General features: G+C 64.5%; 18 protein-coding genes and 7 tRNA genes. 14 read left to right on the top strand and 11 right to left on the bottom strand.

What is annotated here, in order from left to right:
* Window positions 1-105: 105 nt before the first annotated feature.
* Both AC51GR_RS12005 and AC51GR_RS12000 read right to left on the bottom strand, forming a co-directional pair.
* Complete coding sequence (locus tag AC51GR_RS12005; RefSeq protein ID WP_496324869.1) at window positions 106-588, bottom strand: nuclear transport factor 2 family protein; 483 nt, start codon at window positions 586-588, stop codon at window positions 106-108.
* Between the two features lie 91 nt (window positions 589-679).
* Window positions 680-1,288, bottom strand: coding sequence for a TetR/AcrR family transcriptional regulator (locus AC51GR_RS12000; RefSeq protein ID WP_496324868.1), 609 nt, complete (start codon window positions 1,286-1,288; stop codon window positions 680-682).
* 107 nt (window positions 1,289-1,395) lie between these two features.
* Between AC51GR_RS12000 and AC51GR_RS11995 the strand changes: the two genes are divergently transcribed.
* Window positions 1,396-2,394 (top strand): oxygenase MpaB family protein, encoded by a 999-nt coding sequence (locus tag AC51GR_RS11995; RefSeq protein ID WP_496324867.1) that lies wholly within the window; start codon window positions 1,396-1,398, stop codon window positions 2,392-2,394.
* A 16-nt stretch (window positions 2,395-2,410) separates the two neighbouring features.
* Here AC51GR_RS11995 and AC51GR_RS11990 read toward each other — a convergent pair whose 3' ends face one another.
* The gene (locus tag AC51GR_RS11990; protein ID WP_496324866.1) at window positions 2,411-3,166 is read right to left on the bottom strand and encodes a hypothetical protein; all 756 of its coding nucleotides are present in this window, start codon (window positions 3,164-3,166) and stop codon (window positions 2,411-2,413) included.
* A gap of 272 nt (window positions 3,167-3,438) precedes the next feature.
* Between AC51GR_RS11990 and AC51GR_RS11985 the strand changes: the two genes are divergently transcribed.
* The 5 genes from AC51GR_RS11985 (at window position 3,439) to glsA (ending at window position 5,415) form a co-directional block, all read left to right on the top strand.
* Window positions 3,439-3,511 (top strand) — tRNA-Lys (locus tag AC51GR_RS11985).
* Between the two features lie 263 nt (window positions 3,512-3,774).
* Window positions 3,775-3,847 (top strand) — tRNA-Glu (locus AC51GR_RS11980).
* A 33-nt stretch (window positions 3,848-3,880) separates the two neighbouring features.
* A tRNA-Asp gene (locus tag AC51GR_RS11975) sits at window positions 3,881-3,954 on the top strand.
* A 44-nt stretch (window positions 3,955-3,998) separates the two neighbouring features.
* Window positions 3,999-4,072: transfer RNA gene (locus AC51GR_RS11970), tRNA-Phe, on the top strand.
* A gap of 140 nt (window positions 4,073-4,212) precedes the next feature.
* Complete coding sequence (glsA, locus tag AC51GR_RS11965) at window positions 4,213-5,415, top strand: glutaminase A (protein ID WP_496324865.1); 1,203 nt, start codon at window positions 4,213-4,215, stop codon at window positions 5,413-5,415.
* A 12-nt stretch (window positions 5,416-5,427) separates the two neighbouring features.
* Here the strand turns inward: glsA and AC51GR_RS11960 are convergent, their stop codons facing one another.
* Together AC51GR_RS11960 and AC51GR_RS11955 are read right to left on the bottom strand one after the other, a co-directional pair.
* Window positions 5,428-5,937, bottom strand: a complete 510-nt coding sequence (locus tag AC51GR_RS11960) for a flavodoxin domain-containing protein (RefSeq protein WP_496324864.1) — start codon at window positions 5,935-5,937, stop codon at window positions 5,428-5,430.
* Window positions 5,938-6,103: 166 nt separating this feature from the next.
* A complete protein-coding gene (locus tag AC51GR_RS11955; protein ID WP_496324863.1) occupies window positions 6,104-6,559 on the bottom strand; it encodes a nitroreductase/quinone reductase family protein in 456 nt (151 codons plus the stop codon).
* A gap of 164 nt (window positions 6,560-6,723) precedes the next feature.
* Here AC51GR_RS11955 and AC51GR_RS11950 point away from each other — a divergent pair, with 164 nt between their 5' ends.
* Complete coding sequence (locus tag AC51GR_RS11950) at window positions 6,724-7,491, top strand: alpha/beta fold hydrolase (protein ID WP_496324862.1); 768 nt, start codon at window positions 6,724-6,726, stop codon at window positions 7,489-7,491.
* A 22-nt stretch (window positions 7,492-7,513) separates the two neighbouring features.
* Here AC51GR_RS11950 and AC51GR_RS11945 read toward each other — a convergent pair whose 3' ends face one another.
* The 4 genes from AC51GR_RS11945 to AC51GR_RS11930 all read right to left on the bottom strand — a co-directional run bounded on the left by AC51GR_RS11945 (window position 7,514) and on the right by AC51GR_RS11930 (window position 12,588).
* Window positions 7,514-9,616: an iron ABC transporter permease gene (locus AC51GR_RS11945; protein ID WP_496324861.1), complete on the bottom strand. Its 2,103-nt coding sequence runs from the start codon at window positions 9,614-9,616 to the stop codon at window positions 7,514-7,516.
* Window positions 9,613-10,671 (bottom strand): iron-siderophore ABC transporter substrate-binding protein, encoded by a 1,059-nt coding sequence (locus AC51GR_RS11940; protein ID WP_496324860.1) that lies wholly within the window; start codon window positions 10,669-10,671, stop codon window positions 9,613-9,615. The genes AC51GR_RS11945 and AC51GR_RS11940 overlap by 4 nt, the downstream gene beginning before the upstream one ends.
* On the bottom strand, window positions 10,668-11,573 hold the full coding sequence (locus tag AC51GR_RS11935) for an ABC transporter ATP-binding protein (RefSeq protein ID WP_496324859.1): 906 nt from the start codon (window positions 11,571-11,573) through the stop codon (window positions 10,668-10,670). The genes AC51GR_RS11940 and AC51GR_RS11935 overlap by 4 nt, the downstream gene beginning before the upstream one ends.
* 169 nt (window positions 11,574-11,742) lie before the next feature.
* Complete coding sequence (locus tag AC51GR_RS11930) at window positions 11,743-12,588, bottom strand: AraC family transcriptional regulator (protein WP_496324858.1); 846 nt, start codon at window positions 12,586-12,588, stop codon at window positions 11,743-11,745.
* Between the two features lie 88 nt (window positions 12,589-12,676).
* Between AC51GR_RS11930 and AC51GR_RS11925 the strand changes: the two genes are divergently transcribed.
* The 4 genes from AC51GR_RS11925 (at window position 12,677) to AC51GR_RS11910 (ending at window position 13,549) form a co-directional block, all read left to right on the top strand.
* Complete coding sequence (locus AC51GR_RS11925; protein WP_496324857.1) at window positions 12,677-13,132, top strand: hypothetical protein; 456 nt, start codon at window positions 12,677-12,679, stop codon at window positions 13,130-13,132.
* 86 nt (window positions 13,133-13,218) lie between these two features.
* Window positions 13,219-13,291: transfer RNA gene (locus AC51GR_RS11920), tRNA-Glu, on the top strand.
* A gap of 35 nt (window positions 13,292-13,326) precedes the next feature.
* Window positions 13,327-13,400 (top strand) — tRNA-Asp (locus AC51GR_RS11915).
* A gap of 72 nt (window positions 13,401-13,472) precedes the next feature.
* Window positions 13,473-13,549, top strand: a tRNA-Phe gene (locus AC51GR_RS11910).
* An 88-nt stretch (window positions 13,550-13,637) separates the two neighbouring features.
* On the opposite strand, the gene AC51GR_RS11905 is transcribed toward AC51GR_RS11910, so the two are convergent.
* On the bottom strand, window positions 13,638-15,092 hold the full coding sequence (locus AC51GR_RS11905) for a hypothetical protein (RefSeq protein WP_496324856.1): 1,455 nt from the start codon (window positions 15,090-15,092) through the stop codon (window positions 13,638-13,640).
* Window positions 15,093-15,209: 117 nt separating this feature from the next.
* On the opposite strand from AC51GR_RS11905, the gene AC51GR_RS11900 reads away from it, so the two are divergent.
* The 3 genes from AC51GR_RS11900 (at window position 15,210) to AC51GR_RS11890 (ending at window position 18,769) form a co-directional block, all read left to right on the top strand.
* The gene (locus AC51GR_RS11900) at window positions 15,210-17,060 is read left to right on the top strand and encodes a glycosyltransferase (RefSeq protein WP_496324855.1); all 1,851 of its coding nucleotides are present in this window, start codon (window positions 15,210-15,212) and stop codon (window positions 17,058-17,060) included.
* A 152-nt stretch (window positions 17,061-17,212) separates the two neighbouring features.
* Window positions 17,213-18,454: a T6SS phospholipase effector Tle1-like catalytic domain-containing protein gene (locus AC51GR_RS11895; RefSeq protein WP_496324854.1), complete on the top strand. Its 1,242-nt coding sequence runs from the start codon at window positions 17,213-17,215 to the stop codon at window positions 18,452-18,454.
* A 135-nt stretch (window positions 18,455-18,589) separates the two neighbouring features.
* Window positions 18,590-18,769 (top strand): hypothetical protein, encoded by a 180-nt coding sequence (locus AC51GR_RS11890; protein WP_496324853.1) that lies wholly within the window; start codon window positions 18,590-18,592, stop codon window positions 18,767-18,769.
* Here AC51GR_RS11890 and AC51GR_RS11885 read toward each other — a convergent pair.
* Window positions 18,760-19,878: a glycosyltransferase gene (locus AC51GR_RS11885; protein ID WP_496325053.1), complete on the bottom strand. Its 1,119-nt coding sequence runs from the start codon at window positions 19,876-19,878 to the stop codon at window positions 18,760-18,762. The two genes, AC51GR_RS11890 and AC51GR_RS11885, sit on opposite strands and share 10 nt — an antisense overlap.
* Window positions 19,879-19,979: the final 101 nt, after the last annotated feature.

The following is a 19,979-nucleotide window of genomic DNA, read 5'->3' as shown; positions in this document are numbered from 1 at the left end:
ATCCATAAGGGAAGACCCTGAAGTTTCAAAAAATTCATCGCTCGCCCCGCGACAGAACCCCGGGCTTCTCCGTATGTGCGCTTTTACCGCTGTGGAGGTCTGTCCTCAGTTGTCGCCGGGGATCGCGACGTGAAATCCGCCGGGCAGTGGCGCGATGTGCAGACGGGTCAATTTCGATCGGCTGATCCGCCAGCCGTCATCGGTGCGGGTGTATTCCTCGTGATAGTGACCGGACCCGGTGAGGCCTTTTTCGGGGCTGCCGCCGGCGTGGAGTTCGTCGGCCATCGCCCAGATCGCGTGTGCGGTGGTCGGGGAGTCGATGGTGATCTCCGGGGTGTGGCCGTGGTGCACGGTGGTGATGCCCTCGAGTGAGGTACGGACCCGGTCTGCGATGGTCTGGGCACCGGTGATCGTCCAGGCGCCCGAATCGAGGATTGCATCGGGGGTGAACACCGCGGCGAAACCGTCCCAGTCCTTGGTGTCGAGCATGCGGAAGTAGCGAGCCTTGAGCTGCCGGATCTGCTCGATGGCAAGGAGTGTGAGCATGGCGTCCTGATTCGGCGACGCATCGGTATCCGGAAGTGACATGGGGTCGACGCTATCGAATACGTGGTCGGCGCGTGGCCGATCGGGAAACTCGTGATGTGGGCGCCGCCAAGGGGATTCGAACCCCTGACCCTTATCCGCGGATGGCGCGCAGTACCAGCCGGACAGCGTGGGTGACCACTGCGTCCAGATCGTCGCCGAGGTTCCCGGCGAGCCAATCCTGCGCGAGTTCGGCCATGGCGCCGGTGTACATCGAGGCGCCGACCCGGGCGGCAACCGGATTCGAATCGGGATGTGATTGCCCGCTTTCGGTGAGAACGACGTCGCGCAGCATGTCCTGGGTGAGCGCCCGCCGCGAGATGAGCACCGGATTGGCCCGTGCATCGGTGAACAGGACCCGGCCCCGGCGTGGATCGGCGGAACTGAATCCCAGCACTGCGCGGATTCCGGCGGCGGTGCGCTCGCGGACCGAACCGCCGGCACCGTCGATCGCCTGCTCGACGGCTTCGCCGAGACCCGCGGCCACGTCGTCGTAGACGGCGCCGAGGAGGTCATCGGTATCGGTGAAGCTCTCGTAGAAATAGCGCGTGTTCAGACCGCATTCGCGGCAGACGGAACGTACCGAGAGAGCGGCTTCGCCGCCCGCGCCGAACAGGGCGAACCCGGCTTCGACGAGCAGCGCTCGGCGCTCGGTGCGGCGATCACTCAGCGGCACACCGGCCCAGCGCGTGGGGGTCGACATGATCCGCAGCATACGTCCGGCGAGCGGACTTCTACGAACTTCTGGTCACAGTCGTCGCCAAACACTATTCTGGTCACAGACGTATCCACACATTGAAGGGATGCTCGATGTTGCCACCGCTACCGCACCAAATGGCTGGTCAGTGGATCAATCAGCGTTTCGACCGGGATGTACGCAGTCACTACTTCCGCGGGATGGAGTTCGCCGGCCCGGAAGGCGATCCGGGCTGGTTCGGGCCCGACAGCGCGGTGTGGCACGTCCACTCGCATACCCCGGCCCTGATCTTCGGGTTGCAATGCGCGTCCTATCTCGAGCGCCTCGACCCGAGCATCTTCTGGATGGGTATGCACCATTCGCGGCTGGTCGGAAAAGACGACTCGGGCCGGCCCAACGGTCAGCTCGACCCCGCCGGTCTCGCGGTGCGATTGGGTCATTCGGTGGCGTTCTTCATCGGGACCGCATATGGATCGACCGAAACCGCGGAGCGGCTGGCGCGGACCGTGCGGTCGATGCACCACACCATCAAGGGAACCCGGCCCGACGGCTTGCACTACGACGCCGACGATCCGAAGTGGTTGCGCTGGAACTACGCAACGGTGGCCTGGGGTATCGCGACCGCGCACGAGATCTATCACCCGCGGCCGCTGCGCGGCAAAGCACTTGACCGGTACTACGGCGAGTTCGTACGGGTCGGTCACGCCCTCGGCGGTGAGGATCTGCCGACCACCAAAGCCGAGACGTTGGACTGCCTGCAGACATATGTGCCGAAGCTCGGTCTGACCCACGGCAACGCGATGGCCACCGGCATCAACCTGACCGACCCGTTGCAGGGCGCTGTCGATTGGGCGGTCCGTGACACCATGCCGAGCTGGGCGGCTCAATTGGTCATGTACAAGCCGCCGAACTTTCTCGAGCGCACGGCTCGTCGATCAGCGGTGTGGACGTCCCTCAACGGCCTGTATGTGGCGATGGGATCGACTCCGGAGTTCGAGGAAGCGAAGGCTCGCGTCGCCGGGGGAACAACGGTTCCGCACACCGAGCCGACCTACGTCCTCGGTACCGATCCGGCGCTGGACCGCACGACCGTGGAGGCAGAACTCGTCTGAGCGGTCGGCGTTAGCGTCAGTCGACGTCCTGGATTCCGACGGTCGGCAGGAAGTAGCAGGTCCCGCTCGAATGGTTGACCGACCCGACGACAAGCGACAACACCATGCCCCGTCCGGTGTTGACCACAGCTGCCCTTGATCCTGCCTGTGGGAATCGGTTCAGGACGTTTTCCACAGCTGCCAGCGCGGCTCTGGCCGCGACCTGTTGGGGTGCGGGGAGCTTGGCGACCTGTTTCCTGATCGGCGTCAGTATCGCGTCGGACAGGCTGCCCATCGGAACAAACCCTCCCTGCAATGTATTGACGTTGAACCAACCCACATTCATACCGGATTTGTTCGCGCTGTCCTTGACGATGCCGGACGGGAAGAATCCGTAGAGGACCTCACCACTCTTGACGGCATTGAAATCAAAAGGCCGCATCGGGTCGGCGGCATTCTGCAGAGCGAGATATCCGAGGCCCGGGGTGTGCGGTCCCGACATCGCCCCGGCGACTGCGGGTACGACCCCGAGCGGGGTGCCCGGTACCTGTGAGCAGTTCACGGCGGCCGTCGGCCACAAGAAGGGGACAAAACCGAGCCTGCTGAGCTGCCTGTTGGCCGATTCGAGCTGGGTCATCAGGTCATTGGACAGGGCAGCGGGGGTCGCCGCGATGGCCGCCCGTGGGTCCGGGCGCGGCGCCGGGTCGGCCTGTGCCGCCGGCGTCACCGCGAGCGAAATCGCCATTGCGCCTGCGGCGCCGACAGTCATCAACCGCTTCAAACCCGTACGCATCAAGGACACCCCGATCTGTTTTGTAATTTGTGGGCCCAAAAGAGGAGACCATAAAACTATTTCAAGGACGTGAATTACTGCGAAATGACGAAACTGCATTCAACCAAATTCCGTGCAGGTCCACTGATCAGGTACCGATGCCACGCTGCTGTGCGCGGCGGGCGGACCCCGTGTGGAGCGCCCAGACCCGCCGAGCCCGATGCCCCGTTTTCGTCTGCGGCGGGTCCGTCTGTAAACTCCGTATCGCACTGAAACCGAAGGTTCCAGAGCATGCCCCTTTAGCTCAGTTGGTAGAGCTACGGACTTTTAATCCGCAGGTCCTCGGTTCGAGCCCGAGAGGGGGCACCGACAAAAACCCCCGGTTCGCTGGGGGTTTTTTCTATGTGGGCTCACTGCGGAGATCGCGGAGCACGCCAAGTTGCACTTCTGAGTTGCACACCGTGTTTCATTTGCCGGCTGGGCGGCTGCCGTCGGCCGACCCCCTGTGGTGTCCGGGCGTTGATCCGTCGAAACTGGCGAATCGGCCAAAAAACAGCACCTGGCCTGCTGATTTGGGAATTGATGTGTCCGTGTCATATTCTGATTCAGCTCCCAAACGGAGAACACCGGCCCCCTTCGTCTAGCGGCCTAGGACGCCGCCCTTTCAAGGCGGTAGCGCGGGTTCGAATCCCGTAGGGGGTACGCATTGCCACTGACAATGGCAGAGCACAGCAAGGCCCTGTGGCGCAGTTGGTTAGCGCGCCGCCCTGTCACGGCGGAGGTCGCGGGTTCGAGTCCCGTCAGGGTCGCAAGAAATTGCGACTAGGTATCCAGGTTCGCCTGGATATCGTTCGGCCAGGTAGCTCAGTTGGTACGAGCGTCCGCCTGAAAAGCGGAAGGTCGTCGGTTCGATCCCGACTCTGGCCACAGTGTGTAGGCCAGTCGGTTTCTGGCAATCAATCCGGTCCTCATCGAGGACCGGATTTTTGCGTTTCGCCGCCAGTAGCCAGGGGTGCTGTGCGCCGCGGAAAAGGTTAGCCCCTGCGGATGGTGGCTACACCTCAGAGATGCGCTCACCGATCGAGGACTACCTGGAACGCGTCTTGACCGAATGCCGGGATGATGACGCCGGCGAGGTGATGACCGGCAACCGGCAGCTCGAGGAAGCCGATCCCGACTTGTTCGGCATTGCGTTGGCGACCGTGGACGGCACTGTCTACGCGGCGGGCGATGCACACCACGAGTTCTCGATCCAGTCGATTTCCAAGGCGTTCGCGTATGCCCTTGCCCTTCGCGACGGTGGAATCGACCGGGTGCGGAAGCGCGTCGACGCTGAGCCATCGGGGGAGAAGTTCAACGAGATCTCGCTCGAGGAAGACACCGGACGGCCGCGCAATGCCTTCATCAACGCCGGCGCGCTGGCCGTCCACGACCTCATCGAGGGGGACGATGCGCAACACCGTTGCCGCCGCATCGTCGAGGAGATGAGCCGTCTGGCAGGCCGCGAACTCAAAGTGGACCAACAGGTGTACGAGGCCGAGCTCGCAGCCGACGACCACAACAAGGCGCTTGCCTATCTCCTTCGATCGACCGGTCAACTCGACAACGCACCAGACGAAGTGGTCGACGGCTACGCGATGCAGTGCGCAATCCGGGTCGACGCCAAAGACCTTGCGACCATGGGTGCGGTGATGGCGAACGGTGGGTGGTCGACCTCGTCGAACGAGCAGCTGCTGGAGGGCCCGATCAATCGTCATTTGCTCTCGGTGATGGCGACCTGCGGGATGTACAACGGCAGCGGCAGTTGGATGTCGACGGTGGGCATACCGGCGAAGAGTGGTGTGGCAGGCGCCATCATGGGGGTGCTGCCGGGACAGGTGGGACTTGCGGTGTTCTCGCCCCGGCTCGATCAGCAAGGAAACAGTGTGCGGGGAGTTGCGGTTTTCGAACGCCTGTCCCGAGACATGGAACTACACATGATGCACGTCGCTCCCACGGGACGATCGGCGCTGCGGTCGGTCGAAGAACGAGACGGGGCGACCGTGATCGCCTTACAGGGTGACATCCGGTTCGCCGGCGCGGAGATCTTCGCAAGCCGTGCCTGCGAGGGTTTCTCCGGCAACGAGGTCGTCATCGATCTTTCTCAGGTGCGCGTCATCGACAATGCCGCGCGACGACTGATCGGCGAGGTGCGGCACCGGCTGGCCGATGACTACACGACGACGGTGAAGGATCCGGAGGGACTGCTCGAGCACAGCGAGGAAGGGTAAGGACCTGCGGCGCTAACCGGTTTTGGAAGCGGCGAGCGATTCACTGATCTGTCGGGCCCACTTCGCGACCTCTTCGGGCGAGCGATTGTCACCATCGGCGGCATGAACCACCGACGCCACGATCCGCTCGGTGCGGCCGAGGGCGGACCGGTCGAGTTTGCCGCCGAAGGTGTGGTGGTCTTCGGCCCATTCCACGCGCTCCCACGGTGACTCGGGGATGGTTGTGTCCTCGGTGGCCACCGGCCCACTGGAGAACAACCAGACCGGGATTGCCTGCAGGGTCTCGGCTTCGCGATCGACGAGTTTGCGTGCGCTCTTGAGCCAGCGACCCATGTAGACAGCGCTGCCGAGTACGAGGGCGTCGTACAGGGCGAGGTCATCGACATCGTCGACGTCGCGCACATCGACGTTGACCTCGACGCCGTGTTCTTTCAGGCGGGCGGTGATCTCGGCGCCGATTTGATCACCGATTTCCCTTGTCGATCCATGCCGACTTGCAGTTGCAACCAAAACCTCGAGCACGGTGGTTCTCCGATCTGCACCCTGTCGGGGATGGCTCTGGGCAGTGCGGCGGAATCAGCTGCTCACCAGGGCGAATCGTGGGCAGTCACCGAAGATCTTGCCAGTGTTCGGTCCGGTTCGCACGGCGCGGAGGTTGTCGGTGGCACCGTCGCGTCGGCCGAACCATTCAGTCGCGAGGGATCAGGCGGATGATGGGGAGTTCGCGATCGGTCTTTTCTTGGTAACCCGCGAATTGTGGTGCACTGGTGGTGATGTCGTTCCACGCCTGCTCCCGCTCGGCGCCGTGGAGTTGGTTTGCCTTGACGTCGATACTGCGGTCGTCGAGCTCGATGCGGATCTTGTCCGGGTGGGCCTTGATGTTGTAGTACCAGCCCGGGTTCCCGGTGGCACCTGCTGCCGACGCCACGATCAGCCAGCTGCCGTCGGGGCCGGAAAACCAGTTGACCGGGTTCGAGCGTTCCTGTCCGGTCTTGGCGCCGATGGTGTGCAGGACGAGGGCCTTCACGCCGCGGAAGCTGCCATCGCGGCGAATCCGTTTGGCCGCGATCTTGTTGAACAGTCGGAACAAGGGGCCCGCCGGTCTTTTGTCGCCGCGAGTGCCGGCGCGTGTTTCAAAGCTCATGGTTCGTTCCTTCGCGTTGATTGACGAAACGTCATGGGTGTTGCATGCCATTGATTGTCGCGCTCCCGGCGGCGCGATGGACGGGGTTCGGCCGCCGAGATCGGGATCTGCCCTATGCTGATTCGGCTCCACAACGGAGACTGTCGGAGGGATGAACACAGCAGATGGCGTATCTCCGGATCAACGGGATGGATCTGTACTCGGAGGTCGAGGGCCGCGGCAGCCCGGTGCTGTTGCTTCACGGTGGTTACTGCTCTCTCGAGTCCCTGCGGGCGCAGTCCGATGCCCTGGTCACGGACCATCAGGTATTCGCGTACGAGCGCCCCGGCCACGGTCGATCGGCGGACATCGACGAGGAGTACAGCTATGCGCGCGGCGTCGCCGACACACTGGAGTACCTGGACGCGCATGGTCTCGACGCAGTGGACGTGATCGGTTACAGCGACGGTGCGATCATCGGACTGTTGCTCGCCCTCGATCATCCGGAGCGGATCCGGTCGCTGGTCGCCATCAGCGCGAACCTCGACCCGTCCGCGTTCACGCATTCGGCCGAGGCCGCGGGCGCTGTCGTCCTCGATTCGCCGGCGCAGTCCGCGGGTGAGAGTGCCGGCGAGCCCGATGTCGAGCGGATGCACTATGAGCGGCTCTCTCCGGACGGGCCGGCACATGCAGACGCGGTGCTGGCCAAGCTGTTTCGCCTCTGGGCGGCGGAGCCCGAGATCGCACCGACCGATCTGGCGAGAATCACCGCACGCACGTTGGTGATGTCGGGCGACCGTGACACCATCCGCCCGGACCACAGTTTGCTGATTGCTTCATCGATCCCCGGCGCGCAGCTGTGCATTGTGCCCGGAGCGACCCACAATCTGATTGCGGAACGTCCCGAGCTGATCAGTCTTCTCATCAAAGAGTTTCTGCAGCAGGAAAATTGATGATCGTCGGCGGGTTCGCCTGCTAGTCGCGTGAGCGGCTGAGCAGCCAGACGAAGTAGGGTGCGCCGACCAAGGCGATCATGAGTCCGGCCGGCACCTGCGCGGGCGCAATGAGAGTCCGGCCGAGGATGTCGGCGACACAGACGAGCAGTCCGCCGAGCAGCATCGAGACCGGGATGACACGTCCGTGACGGGAGCCGACGATGCCGCGAGCGAGGTGCGGCGCGACGAGACCGACGAATCCGACGACGCCGACTGCGATGACGCTGAGGGCGGCCAGTAGTGCCGCGATCGCGAGCAGGATCAGTCGGGTGCGTTCGAGCCGGATACCGACAATGCGCGGGGTGTCCTCGTCGATGGCGATGATGTCGAGTTGGCGCCGCATCCCGTACAGCATCGGTACCGCGACAACAAGCGCTACGGCGATCGGGATGACGTCGGGGAGCGTGCGCCCGTAGGTCGTGCCTGACAGCCAGGTGAAGATGCGGGGCGTGTCCCACGGGTTGGCCCGTAGGAGAAGGAAAGTCGTCACCGCACTGATGCCGTAGCTGCAACCGATCCCGATCAGCACGAACCGGTCGGGCAGGAGTCCACCGCGCCAGGCCAGCAGTGCAATCAGTGCGAACGTGGCCATACCCACGACAACAGCCATGACGATGATCGCCTGACGTCCGCCGCCTCCGTCGGACGTCACCACGCTGACCGCACCCAGGCCGGCCCCGGCCGTGATACCCAGGATCCCAGGTTCGGCCAGCGGATTGCGTACGGTGCCTTGCACAATGCATCCCGCCAGGGCGAGTGCTGCTCCGGCGAGCACGGCCGCAGCCACGCGTGGGAATCGTTCGTCGAGAGCTCGGCTGACGAGATCGGGTGCGGTGCCCTGGCTCCAGAGTATGAGGTCGCCGGTCCGCAGCCACAGGCTCCCCGCGAGCAGGTCGATGATGATGGCCGCGACCAGCAACACCGCCGCGACGATCAGCGTGAGGACGAATCGGCGACGCGAACGGATGCCGATCCGTTGCGCGGGCGGCTGCCGGGTAGATCCTGAATCACGAAGTCGCAGTGCGAGGATCACGATCATCACCGATCCCAGCAGGGCGGTGGGAATGCCGGTGGGAATCGAGGTGGCGGCCTGGGCTCCCATTGCCGCCCGCAACAAGACGTCGGCGAGCAGAATGAGCAACGCACCGAGCAACCCCGAGGCGGGTACGAGGAAGACGTGCCTGCGGAGTGTCGGGACCCGTCCGGCGATCAGACGGGCCAGCACGGGGGCGGCGAGTCCGAGGAAGGCGATCGGTCCGGCCAGGGTCACCGAGATGGCAGTCAGCAGGACGGCACAGATCACGGCGATCACGCGGGTGGACTGGATCGGTACGCCCACCGCTGAGGCGGCGTCGTCGCCGAGCCCGAGTACATCGAGACGGCGCGAGAGCAGTAGCGCCGCCCCGAACACCGCGACGATGATCGGTGCGGCGCGGACGAACGCGTCGATGTTCAGCTGGGCAAGTGAGCCACTGCCCCAGGCGAACAGGCCGGTGGTGTTCTCCTTGAACAGGATCAGGAACATCGCGGTCAACGCGTCGAGTGCCATCGCAATTGCGGCCCCGGCGAGGATGAGCCGGGTGGTACCGGTCCCTGCCGCCCGCCCGGAAAGTCCCAGAACCACAGCCGCTGCGGTGATGCCTCCGAGGAATGCAACGCCACCCGATGCCCACAGCGGCACCGAGAGGCCGAGCGCGGCGACCAGGGTGAGTGCGAAATACGAGCCGGCGGTGACGGCCAATGTGTCGGGAGAGGCCAGGGCGTTGCGGGTGATCGACTGCAGCAGTGCTCCCGCCACGCCGAGGGCGAAACCCACTGCCACACCTGCGAATAGGCGCGGCAGGCGGGATCCGGTCAGCACGTCCCGGACCGGCACGCCGCCGACATTGTCTTCCGCTCCGCCGAGAAGCCGCAGCAGGTCCCACATCCCGACACCGGATGTTCCCTGGGTGAGGTGCCACATCCCGATCAGGACAACCGCGACGAGAAGTGCGGCCAGCACGGCCACTCCGCCCACGCCGCGGCGAACGCCGACACCGGGCAGCGTCTGCTGCCCGGTGTCGGCGTCACGTGTGGCGATCAAGCGGTGGTGAGGATGTCGACGTAGGCGTCCACTGCCTGCTGGCAGGAGAGCGGGCCGCCGGCGCCCCAAACCCCCGGCGGGAACGGGTAGGCACGTCCCTGCTGCACGGCGGGCAACGAGGTCCAGATCGGGCTCTTCACAAGCTCGTTGACGTAGCTGTCGGCTTCGTCGTCGGTCGAGTAGAAGAGGTTGGCGTTACCGACGGCGGTGAGGCCTTCGATGTCGGTCTGGGCAAGTCCGTATGCGGGATCGACTCCGCCGCTTCCGTACGCCTCGTTGATCTCGTGCGTCCAAGCGGAGGTCATACCGAGCTCTTCACCCAGCGCGGTGAACAGGGCGCCGTCACCGTAGGGACGGACGATCACGTTGCCGCCTTCGATCCATCCGTCGAAGAACAGGAAGTCCCGTGTCGGGAGATCGACGTTCTCGACCTTTGCCTTTGCTGCTGCGAGATGGTCGTCGAACTCCTGCAGCACCTGATCGGCCCGCTCGGTGCGGCCGGTCGCCTCACCGATCATCGAGAACACGTTTTTCATGTTCCCGATGGGGTCGGAGCCGTCGGCGCCCAGTGTGGCGAGCACGGGCACGCCGCGCTCTTCGAGCTGGGCGATGATCTCGTCGTCGGCGCTGAACGCCTCGATGATGATGAGGTCGGGATTCGTGGCGTACAGCGTGTCGAGGTCGGGCTCGCCGCGGGTGCCGACGTCGGTGACGCCTTCGGGGAGCTTCTCGGCACTGACGTACGTGCTGTAGCCCTCGGAGTCCGACACAGCGACAGGCGTGACGCACAACGTGAGGGCATCCTCGATCTGCTGCCATTCCAGCACCGCCACCCGCTTCGCCGGCTGGTCGAGTTCGACTGTGCGGCCGACGCCGTCGGTCAGCGAGACCGGATCCGTGGACGTCGTTGTCGTGTCCTCGTTGCAACTCTGCGAGGGCGGTGGTGCCACGGTGCTGCTGTCGGCCTTGTCTTCACTGGTGGTGCCACAGGCGGTGGCGGCCAGCACTGCGGCAAAAGCCACTGACGCTGCAGCGATTCGGTTCAAGCGGGTCACGAAAGGTCCTCTCGAGTGGGGATGGAACAGGTTTGGGTGGCATCGCCCGGGATGCGGGCGGGATGCCGTCCGACCGGGTCGATGCGCAGACGGTTCGTGCGGCGGTCGACCTCGACTTCGACCTCGATCTCGTAGACGTCGCCGATGTTGCGAGCGGTGAGAACCTCGCGGGGCGACCCCGAGGCGTGAACGCGGCCGGAGGACAACAGGATCAGAGTGTCTGCGACACGCGCCGCGTGGTCGAGGTCGTGGAGCACGATTCCGACGGCAGCGCCGTGTTCCTCGGCGAGATCGCGTACCAGATCGAGGGTCTCGATCTGGTACCGAAGGTCGAGGTGATTCGTGGGTTCGTCGAGGAGGATGACTTCGGTGTCCTGGGCGACGCAGGCGGCCAGCCAAACACGTTGCACCTCACCGCCGGACAGTTCCCCGACGGAACGGGCGGCCATCTCATGCACTCCGGTGGCAACCATTGCGTGGTCGATGGCGCGGCGATCCTCGGCGGACAACCCCGCGAAGCCGCGGCGGTACGGGTGACGTCCGAACGCCACCACTTCGCGCACGGACAGGCCTTGCGGTGCGGGCCGCGATTGAGAGAACAGGGTGACTTCTCGGGCGAACTCGCGAGCACTGAGCAGTGACGCGGCCCGCTCGGGCCGGCCATCGGCTCCGCCGAGCCGCACGTGCCCCTCGTCGATCGGATGCAGACGAGCCAGGGAACGCAACAGGGTGGACTTGCCGCTCCCGTTGGGCCCCACGAGGGCGGTGATGCGGCCAGGTTGCAAGGCGATCGAGACGTCGTGGACCACAGCGGTCTTGCCGTACTTCAAGGTCAATGCGTCGCCAACCAGAGCTGGTGCGCTCGTCGTCGCGTCTGTGCGCGCAGCATCTGTGGAGGTCATGGAGTCAGCTCTGAGTCGAAGTGGCGGAGCACGTCACTTTCGGGGGCGTCGATCGACCACCAGCAGGTCCGCACGTGTTCAGCAGAAGGTTAGGTAACCCTTGCATAAGGACTATAGGGGCCGGATGACCTTGTCGGCAACAAGGACATTGGGACACCCGATACGGAATTCAGGACAATTGGCCAGGTCTCGGCGGTATCCCGACGAAGGTGCCCGGCGTCGCCCCCATCACCCGCCGGAAGGCGTCGATGAAGGTGCTGGGCTGTGCGTAGCCCAGCAATTCGGAGGTGGTTTGAACCTCGTAACCTTCAGTCAGCAGGGCGAGCGCCTGGTGAACTCGCAGCACCTGGCGCCACTGTGCGAACGGCAGCCCGGTGGTGCTGCGAAACGCTCGTGTGATCGTGCGTTCGCTGACGCCGAGGATGCGCGCCCATTCATCCAGCGCGCGGCCGTCCGCAGGGTTTTCGAGTAGCGCCTCGGCGATCGCGTTGATCCTCGAGTCGCCCGGGAGTTGCAGTGTGAGTTGATGTTTCGACGGCTCGAGTACATCGAAGACAACCGCCTCGGCCCTTGCTCGGGCGGCATCATCGAGATCGGTGCGTCCGAGATGGGTGAGCAGGGACTCCAGCACCGGGGTCATTTCGATGGTGGTTGGTCCTTCGAACGCAACGGATGTCTGATGGGGAGCGAAATACGCATCAGAGAATTGCGCATTCGCTGTCAGCCTTCCCGCGTGGACCGTCCCGGCCGGTAGCCACAGCGCGTATCCATCCGAGACGGTGAACACGCGCTTGCCGATGATCGCCGTCAGCGTTCCTTTACGCACCCACACCAGCTCGTGCGTCGGGTGCGAGTGCGCTTCGTACTCCAACGGCACACCGGCCGTTTCCGACTCGGCAAAGATCACGAATGACAGTGGCGTGCTGTCGGTGACCGTTGTGGCCCGGCGGACCACGGTGCCCTGCTCGCGACGCCACGATCCGCCGCCCGCGTGATCACGAGTCGGCGGGGCCATGGCGATGACGATACTGCAGCCCGGGGTGCCGGCGAGTTCGCTGAAGTTCGATCAGCCGTCGGGCGATCGGTACCTGTAGCTTCGGCCCGTGGGGTTTTCGCCGGTAGGGCTCATCATCAGTCTTGCGGTACTCGCTCCCAACCTTCTGCTGTTGTTCCTTCCGTCCGAGACCCCGATTCCATCGGCCACCGTGGCGCGGCCGCTGACATTGTTGGAACGCGGGGGACAGGCGTTGTGTCTGGTTGTCCCGGCAATCACCCAGTCGGGGACTGTCGTGCATTGGTGGGCTGCGCCGACTCTGGTTTGTCTCGTGCTCTACTACGCGCTCTGGGGGCGCTATCTCCTGGCCGGTCGCGCCGGTGCCGCGCTGTATCGGCCGTTGTGGCAGGTGCCGGTGCCCATGGCGATCTTGCCGGTCCTGGTGTTCCTCGGCACCGCGGCATGGCTCGGCAACGGTTGGATTGCGGCGGCGGCGGTCATCCTCGCAATCGGACATGTGCCGGCGGCGTTGAGTACCTCCGATGCCCTCCAACGTGGCCGATGACCGTGGAGTCTTCGCAGATCGAGGGCTCGATTTCTCGCATCCGGCTCCGTGTCATATGCTGATTCAGCTCCCAACGGAGAACACCGGCCCCCTTCGTCTAGCGGCCTAGGACGCCGCCCTTTCAAGGCGGTAGCGCGGGTTCGAATCCCGTAGGGGGTACGCATTGCCATCGTTCGCGATGGCAGAGCAAGCAAGGCCCTGTAGCGCAGTTGGTTAGCGCGCCGCCCTGTCACGGCGGAGGTCGCGGGTTCGAGTCCCGTCAGGGTCGCTTTAGATTTCCGGCTCGCCGGAGGGTCGCAAGCGATTGCGACTGACATCCAGGTTCGCCTGAGTGTCGTTCGGCCAGGTAGCTCAGTTGGTACGAGCGTCCGCCTGAAAAGCGGAAGGTCGTCGGTTCGATCCCGACTCTGGCCACCATTGTTCAACCAGTCCCGGATTTGCATTTGAATCGCAGATTCCACGTGGGCTGCCCGATGGTCTCGGGCCATCCCGACGGGCCACCGAATCAGTACCTGCTCAGTGCGAAGTGACCGTCACTGCGGCCACTGTCGAATTGCCAGGTCCAGGCTCTTCCGCCACTGTCTCCGGGGACCCAATCCAGCCGATACATGGGCCGCACGGGTTCGAGGGTGTAGTCCAGATTTGCGTAGTTCGCGCGCAGGGCGAGACGGGAGAGCGTTCCCGCCGTATCGAGGCGAGGCTGTAAGCGGTCGACGATGATCAATCCGCGGTCGGAGAACTCGTCGACGATCGTGCAATCGCAGAAGTAGGCCAAGGCGCCGATCTCTCCGGGCGAGCGGACGGGATCTTCTCCGACGATCGCGCCCACCTCGGTCGCCATCCGGGCGTAGTCCTCGGCGCCGGCCCAGTTTCCGAAGATCACCGGTTCGTGCCACGGCATTCCGCGTCCGGTATTCGACACCGTGGTGAGGAGCACCGCGGCGATGGCGAATGCAGCTGCGGTCAGTTGCGGTGCGTGCTCAAGGATGCCGGTGCGTCCGGTCCGGATCCGCGTGGCCAGCGTGCCCACCGCGAGTACGGCGAAGCAACCGAGGCTGAGCGTGGGAACGACGTAATACCAGTGATACGGCACGGTATCGAGCACCGAATAGGCGATGTAATAGAGGATTCCGGCGACGCCGAGCGCCCACAGCGGGGCCGGTATCGACCTCCGCACGCGCGGGATGAACATCCAGCTCACCGCCACGACCACACCGACCAGCGCCGGACCGAATGCGGCCAGCGTGGCGACCGGTCGGCTGTCGAAATACAGTTCGGGCCCGCTCAGGTAGTCGTATCCGCCGACATCGGAGGCCTGGCCTTCCTTGATCAGAAACGTGTCGGGTATCGCCGAACCGAGCACCACCCAGCTGAACAGGTACCAGGGGACCGCAACTGCGACAAATGCGGCACCGGTGCGCCACGACCAGATTGCGCGGGTGCCTCCGGCGACGACGGCCACACACACGATCAGATCCAGCCGGGTCAGAACCAACAGCCCGGCGACGACGCCGAAGCCGATCATGTTTCCGCGCAACGCCAGCGCGGTCAGGCTGAGCAGCCCGGCACCGATCAGCAACACCTCCAGTCCGATCGCCGACAGCACAAAGGGATTGAGAAGCGCCAGCAACAGCACGGCGGCGGCGTACCAGCCGCAGACGCCGACCGACCTGGTGATCGACCGCGCCGCGCACGCGATGACGATCGCGCAGATGGTGTTCGACGCCGCCAGCGCCAGTATCGGATCCGCCCCGCCGAACCAGGTGGTGGGCCAGGTCAATGCGCCGAGCACGAGAACGTTCAGCGGCGAGGTCGAGGTGTTGGCGGTGAGTTCCGGGACGACTCCCCAGTGCGCGTGCTCAGCAAGGTTGCGGCCGGCGGCAAGCGAGATGTAGGCGTCGTCGGTGAGGCTGTTGTGGGTGAACCACGAAACGAGAAGTCCGGCGGCTGCGCCTGACAATAAGAAAGGCCAATAGCGCTGTATGCTGGCCGCGACTGTCATCGCGCCTGATTGTATGGCAAGAATCTATGCTCACCATCTGCGCGCGAGGTTCCCTATCAAGGAGAACAGCAGAGCATGAGTGATGTCGCGGCGCCCGATGTGATCACCGACGTTCCGGCCGGGCAATTGCTGGTGCAGCGAGGTCTGTTCGGCTGTCCGGTCGACACGGTCAACCCGCGGATGTACTCGAGGTTGGTGCGCGGGAAGGCGGACTTGTCCCGCTCCACCGTGTCGTTGCGTGCCGGTGCCGAAGTGGACACCGATACGTACTTCGGCCGGTTCGCGGCGAGCTATTGGCAGCAGGCCACAGCGGCCCGGACCGTTCGGGTGACCCTGGCGTACACCACCACCGGCCGGTTGCGGGTGGACATCATCGCCGGTGACATATCCGGCCGCGGACGCACCGTGGCCACCGACACCGTGTTGGGCAGCGGAGAATTGCAGCTCGAGGCCTCGCTCAACGACTTCCTCGATGGCGGCGCATTGTGGTTGCGGTTCAGCGTCGCCGGCGGGGATGCCGACGTGAGCCGGGTGCGCTGGTCCGTGCCGCATTCCGGAACGCGGGCGCCCGTCGCGATCGGGATCTGCACCTTCAACCGGCCGGACGATTGTGTCCGGACCGTCAGCGCCCTGGCCGCTGATCTCGACGCGATCGCCCAGGTCAGTCTGGTGTTGGTGGTGGATCAGGGGTCGCTGGCGGTCGCCGACCATCCACAGTTCGCGGAGTTGTCCGAAACGCTCGGCGGGAGACTGGTCTATCTGCGTCAACCGAACCTCGGTGGCGCAGGCGGATTCACCCGCAGCCTCATGGAGGCCAACGCACGCCTGGAGGCGCCGGATGTGGTCCTGATGGACGACGACATCGTGTGCGAGCCCGAAACGGTGTTGCGGCTCAGCGCTTTTGCCGCCGCCACGGTCGAACCCACCCTGGTCGGTGCCCAGATGTTGTACCTGACCCGGCCCGATCGCCTCCATGTCGGCGCCGAGCACGCCGACCTGACCAGATTGCAGGCCGGTCGGTGGGCACCGAACGCACGACACGACTCATCGATGCTGAAAAAGCGGCAGAACCGACGGGTGGATGCCGGTTACAACGCGTGGTGGACCTGTCTGATCCCGTCGGCCGTGTTGGAGGGTACCGGCCTGCCACTGCCGGTGTTCTTCCAATGGGATGACATCGAGTTCGGAATCCGCGCCCGCGACAACGGTTTTGCCACGGTCACCCTGTCCAACGCCGGGGTCTGGCACGCCGAGTTCGACCGCAAGGACCGCGATGACTGGGCGAAGTACTTCAGTGTTCGAAATTCCCTGATCACCGCAGCGTTGCACAGTGACATCGACGCCAACGCGCTGGGCAAGCGGCTGGGTCGTGAGGTGATGCAGTATCTGGTCTCGATGCAATACGGACTGGCTCTCACCATGATCCGAGGTGTGGAGGACTTTCTGGCCGGACCGAAGATCCTCGAGGACGGCGGTACCGGTGTCCTGTCGGACATTCGCGCCGAGCGCGCGCGTCACCCCGAAACGGTGATGTACCCGGCAGCCGAGATCCCGGACATCCGGTTGGCCGACATGCAGACCTGGCTGCAGGGCCACGAGCCGCGTAAGGACCTGATCGATCTGGTGCTGGCCAAACGCCTTGTCCACCAATGGCGGGGACGCACGATCCCGGGCGTGATACGACTGCCCGCCGGGGACGCTTCGTGGTGGCACGCCTCCCTGTTCGAACATGTGGTGGTGACCGATTTGTCCCAGGCCGGAGTGCGGGTACGCCGCCGGAACCCGAAGGCGTTGCGCGAGTTGACGTGGCGAACCATCAAGCTGATCAGGCGATTTCGCGAGCAGGCACCGGTGGTCGCACAGGAGTACCGCGAGGCTCTGCCGGAATTGACCAGCGAGCAGAGCTGGAAGCGTCTGTTCGGTTGATCGTTCACATCGCCGAATGTCACTCCTGGTAGCGGCCCACTTGGTTGTCGTGAGTTCGGTGGAGAAAGTCTGCCCTTTTGGGAAATGGCTGCAGGGTCCGGTTGCGCGAAGATGGATGGAACGCAAATCGGCATCGACCATCGGGGACGGCAATGGAAACCACTCACGACACGTCAGGCCGCCTGCGCTCCAAAAATCTTGTCATCTGTCTGGACGGAACGGCCAACAGCATTCGTGTCAACGGCAATACCAACGTCGTTCGCGCGTTGCGCGCCTTCTCGGAGAACCGGGATGAAGAACATGATCCCGGTTGCACCGGGCAGGCGGCGCCGGGACATTCACCTTGTTGCCAGGGCTATCGTCCGCGACAACTCCTCTACTACGACCCCGGTGTGGGCACGTTCTCTTCCTCCAAGGTGTGGACGCCGATCGGGCGGCTGATGTCGCGGCTCAGCGGCCTGGCATTCGGCACCGGACTGAAAACGAATCTTGCCGAGGCCTATACGTTCCTCATGAACAACTGGAACCCGGGGGATCGGATATACATCTTCGGGTTCAGTCGGGGAGCGTTCACGGCTCGGGCCCTGGCCGGTCTGCTGCACAAGATAGGCATTCCGCGTCGATCGTCGGAGAATCTCGTGGAGTACGCGATCAAAGAGTATGCCCGCCGAAAGAAGGTGTGGGACGACGCCGACACAGAGGAGGCGCGCAGTTTTCGCGTCACGGTGTGCCGGCTGGCCGACCCCAAGAACGACACGGTGGTCGGCATGGGTGAATCGGGTGCTCTGACCGGTGATCAGATCGACGAGATGTTCTCGGTGCCAGTCGAATTCATCGGATTGTGGGATACCGTCAGTGCGCCCGGCATATTCGGCCGGTCGATGCTGTTCGACGATTCCGACGAACTGCCCAACGTCAGGCAGGGGCGGCACGCGATAGCCATCGACGAGTGGCGCAGGCCCTACAAAGAGCAGCCGGTGGGGAAAGAGTCCGCGGTCGAGGAGCTGTGGTTCGCGGGTGTCCACTCCGATGTCGGTGGGAGCAGCAGCAAAGGCAACGGGCTCGGCAACATCACCTTGATGTGGGTTCTGCGCGGTGCCATCCAAGCCGGGATAGTCCTCCGGAAGAACTCGATGGCCGGCGGATTGCCGCAGGTCGTGAATGAGATGGCCGGCGAGGACTGCAACAAGAACTCTTGGGTCTGGCGTCTGCTGATCCCGGTCCGTCGCACGCCCGCGGACGGCGCCGGCCGACTCCACTGCAGTGTTTCGGCACGCATCGCGCTTCGTCCGAAGGACAGGGCGGCTCGGCGCCTGGAGCATCTGCCCATCGCCGAGGACGCCGGCTGGTTCGAGGTTCCGGTTGAGAACAGGGCCGGCGCACTCGCACAATGACCGTCGGGCCTCGGTACGTGACGCGGTCACGGACGCCTGTGCAAAAACCGAGTAGCGCAGTACTCGTGTGGCCGGCCGAGCCGGATGGAAACGTCATGGCGACGATGCAGACGATTCGAGCTCGGGGTGATCGATATGGCGGCCAGTACCGAAATCCGGGATCGGAACCGGAAGGTTCTCTCCCGTGGTGTTGTCACCTGCGCGGCGGTGATCTGGGCCGGCGTCCTGATCGCGTACGGCGACGATCCGGACTCACCGCCTCGAAACCCGCCGCCGCCGGAGACGGTCAGTATGGAAACGACCGCCTACGAGTGAACGGCGAGTGCGCTGTCGACGACTCGGCGCATGTTTTCGCCGAAGGCCGTTCGGGAGAATCCCTCGGCCCACGAGCGGATCTCCCGTGAATCGAAACTGCCGGGATCGAAGGTCGTCATCGCCTCGGCGAGCCCGTCGATCACCCGATCATCGTCGCCGGTGGGGACAAGGATCCCGCTCTTACCCGGGATCACGGTGTCGAGTGCACCGCCCTCGCCCAACGCGATCACGGGTGTTCCGGTGGCCATCGCCTCGACCGGAACGATGCCGAAGTCCTCGACGCCGGGCATGAGTAGCGCTCGCGCTCGCCGGTAGAGATCCAATAGTTGTTGGTGGGGGACCCGTCCGACGAAGACTGTGTCATCGGCCGCCAGCTCTTGGCAGACGTCCATCCATCGGCCGTCACCGACGACGATCAATCGCTTACCGGCCTGCCGTGCGGCCCTGATCGCCAAGTCGGGACGCTTGTACGGCACCATTCGGCCGGCGAGCAGGAAGAAGTCTTCACGCTCGATCGAGTGATCGGGGGTGAAGCCGTGCGTGTCCACGGGCGGATGCACCACGGTTGCTTCCCGACCCCACCATCGCTGAATCCGATCGGCGACCTCGGTCGAGTTCGCGACGATCCGCTCGAGCCGTCCGACCGCTTTCAACTCGTCTCGGCGCGCCACTCGCGCCAGTCCCGCGAGCACTGCTGCACCGACCGAGCCCCCTGCTTCCTGCGCTCGGAAGGCCGGGTCCCACGCCCAGCGCGCCGGGCTGTGCACATAGGCGATCACCGGGGCGTCGGTGGCGAAGGCCACCTGCGTGGCGAATGCATGATGACTCACCACCACCGCATCGACCTCACCGAGTTTCATCCCCCGAAAGGCACTGGGCAGCAACGGCATCAGCGGCGCGTAAGAAGTCCTACCCAACAGGCGGTATGCGCCGTCGACCCAGGTCGTCACCGGAGGGGAGTGAAGTCCGGCCGGTATGCCGGACGGGCGGGCGAGTGGAACATGGACGGCGGCGTGTGGCCACGTCGACGACAGCTGCTCGACCACATGTTCTGAACCCGCGATCTCCGTGAATCGCTCATGGACTATTGCCAACCGCAGATCATTCATGATTGCGTCGATTGCCTGCGGCACGTGGCAATCAATCGGTGATTGCCCATTTTGTCCGCGGTGTACACCAATTGAGCATTGCGGATATCCACGCAAAGCCG

This window comes from Williamsia sp. z71 (assembly GCF_059553375.1).
This window is presented reverse-complemented; position numbering and strand designations above follow the sequence as displayed.

Excerpts from the sequence above, each read along its gene's own strand:
- AC51GR_RS11955 (WP_496324863.1), bottom strand. The coding sequence starts at position 6,559 with ATGAGCTTTGAAACACGCGCCGGCACTCGCGGCGACAAAAGACCGGCG.
- AC51GR_RS11900 (WP_496324855.1), top strand. The coding sequence starts at position 15,210 with ATGAGTGATGTCGCGGCGCCCGATGTGATCACCGACGTTCCGGCCGGG.
- AC51GR_RS12005 (WP_496324869.1), bottom strand. The coding sequence starts at position 588 with ATGTCACTTCCGGATACCGATGCGTCGCCGAATCAGGACGCCATGCTC.
- AC51GR_RS12000 (WP_496324868.1), bottom strand. The coding sequence starts at position 1,288 with ATGTCGACCCCCACGCGCTGGGCCGGTGTGCCGCTGAGTGATCGCCGC.
- AC51GR_RS11995 (WP_496324867.1), top strand. The coding sequence starts at position 1,396 with ATGTTGCCACCGCTACCGCACCAAATGGCTGGTCAGTGGATCAATCAG.
- AC51GR_RS11885 (WP_496325053.1), bottom strand. The coding sequence starts at position 19,878 with ATGAATGATCTGCGGTTGGCAATAGTCCATGAGCGATTCACGGAGATC.
- AC51GR_RS11935 (WP_496324859.1), bottom strand. The coding sequence starts at position 11,573 with ATGACCTCCACAGATGCTGCGCGCACAGACGCGACGACGAGCGCACCA.
- glsA (WP_496324865.1), top strand. The coding sequence starts at position 4,213 with ATGCGCTCACCGATCGAGGACTACCTGGAACGCGTCTTGACCGAATGC.
- AC51GR_RS11950 (WP_496324862.1), top strand. The coding sequence starts at position 6,724 with ATGGCGTATCTCCGGATCAACGGGATGGATCTGTACTCGGAGGTCGAG.
- AC51GR_RS11930 (WP_496324858.1), bottom strand. The coding sequence starts at position 12,588 with ATGGCCCCGCCGACTCGTGATCACGCGGGCGGCGGATCGTGGCGTCGC.
- AC51GR_RS11895 (WP_496324854.1), top strand. The coding sequence starts at position 17,213 with ATGGAAACCACTCACGACACGTCAGGCCGCCTGCGCTCCAAAAATCTT.
- AC51GR_RS11990 (WP_496324866.1), bottom strand. The coding sequence starts at position 3,166 with ATGCGTACGGGTTTGAAGCGGTTGATGACTGTCGGCGCCGCAGGCGCA.
- AC51GR_RS11890 (WP_496324853.1), top strand. The coding sequence starts at position 18,590 with ATGGCGGCCAGTACCGAAATCCGGGATCGGAACCGGAAGGTTCTCTCC.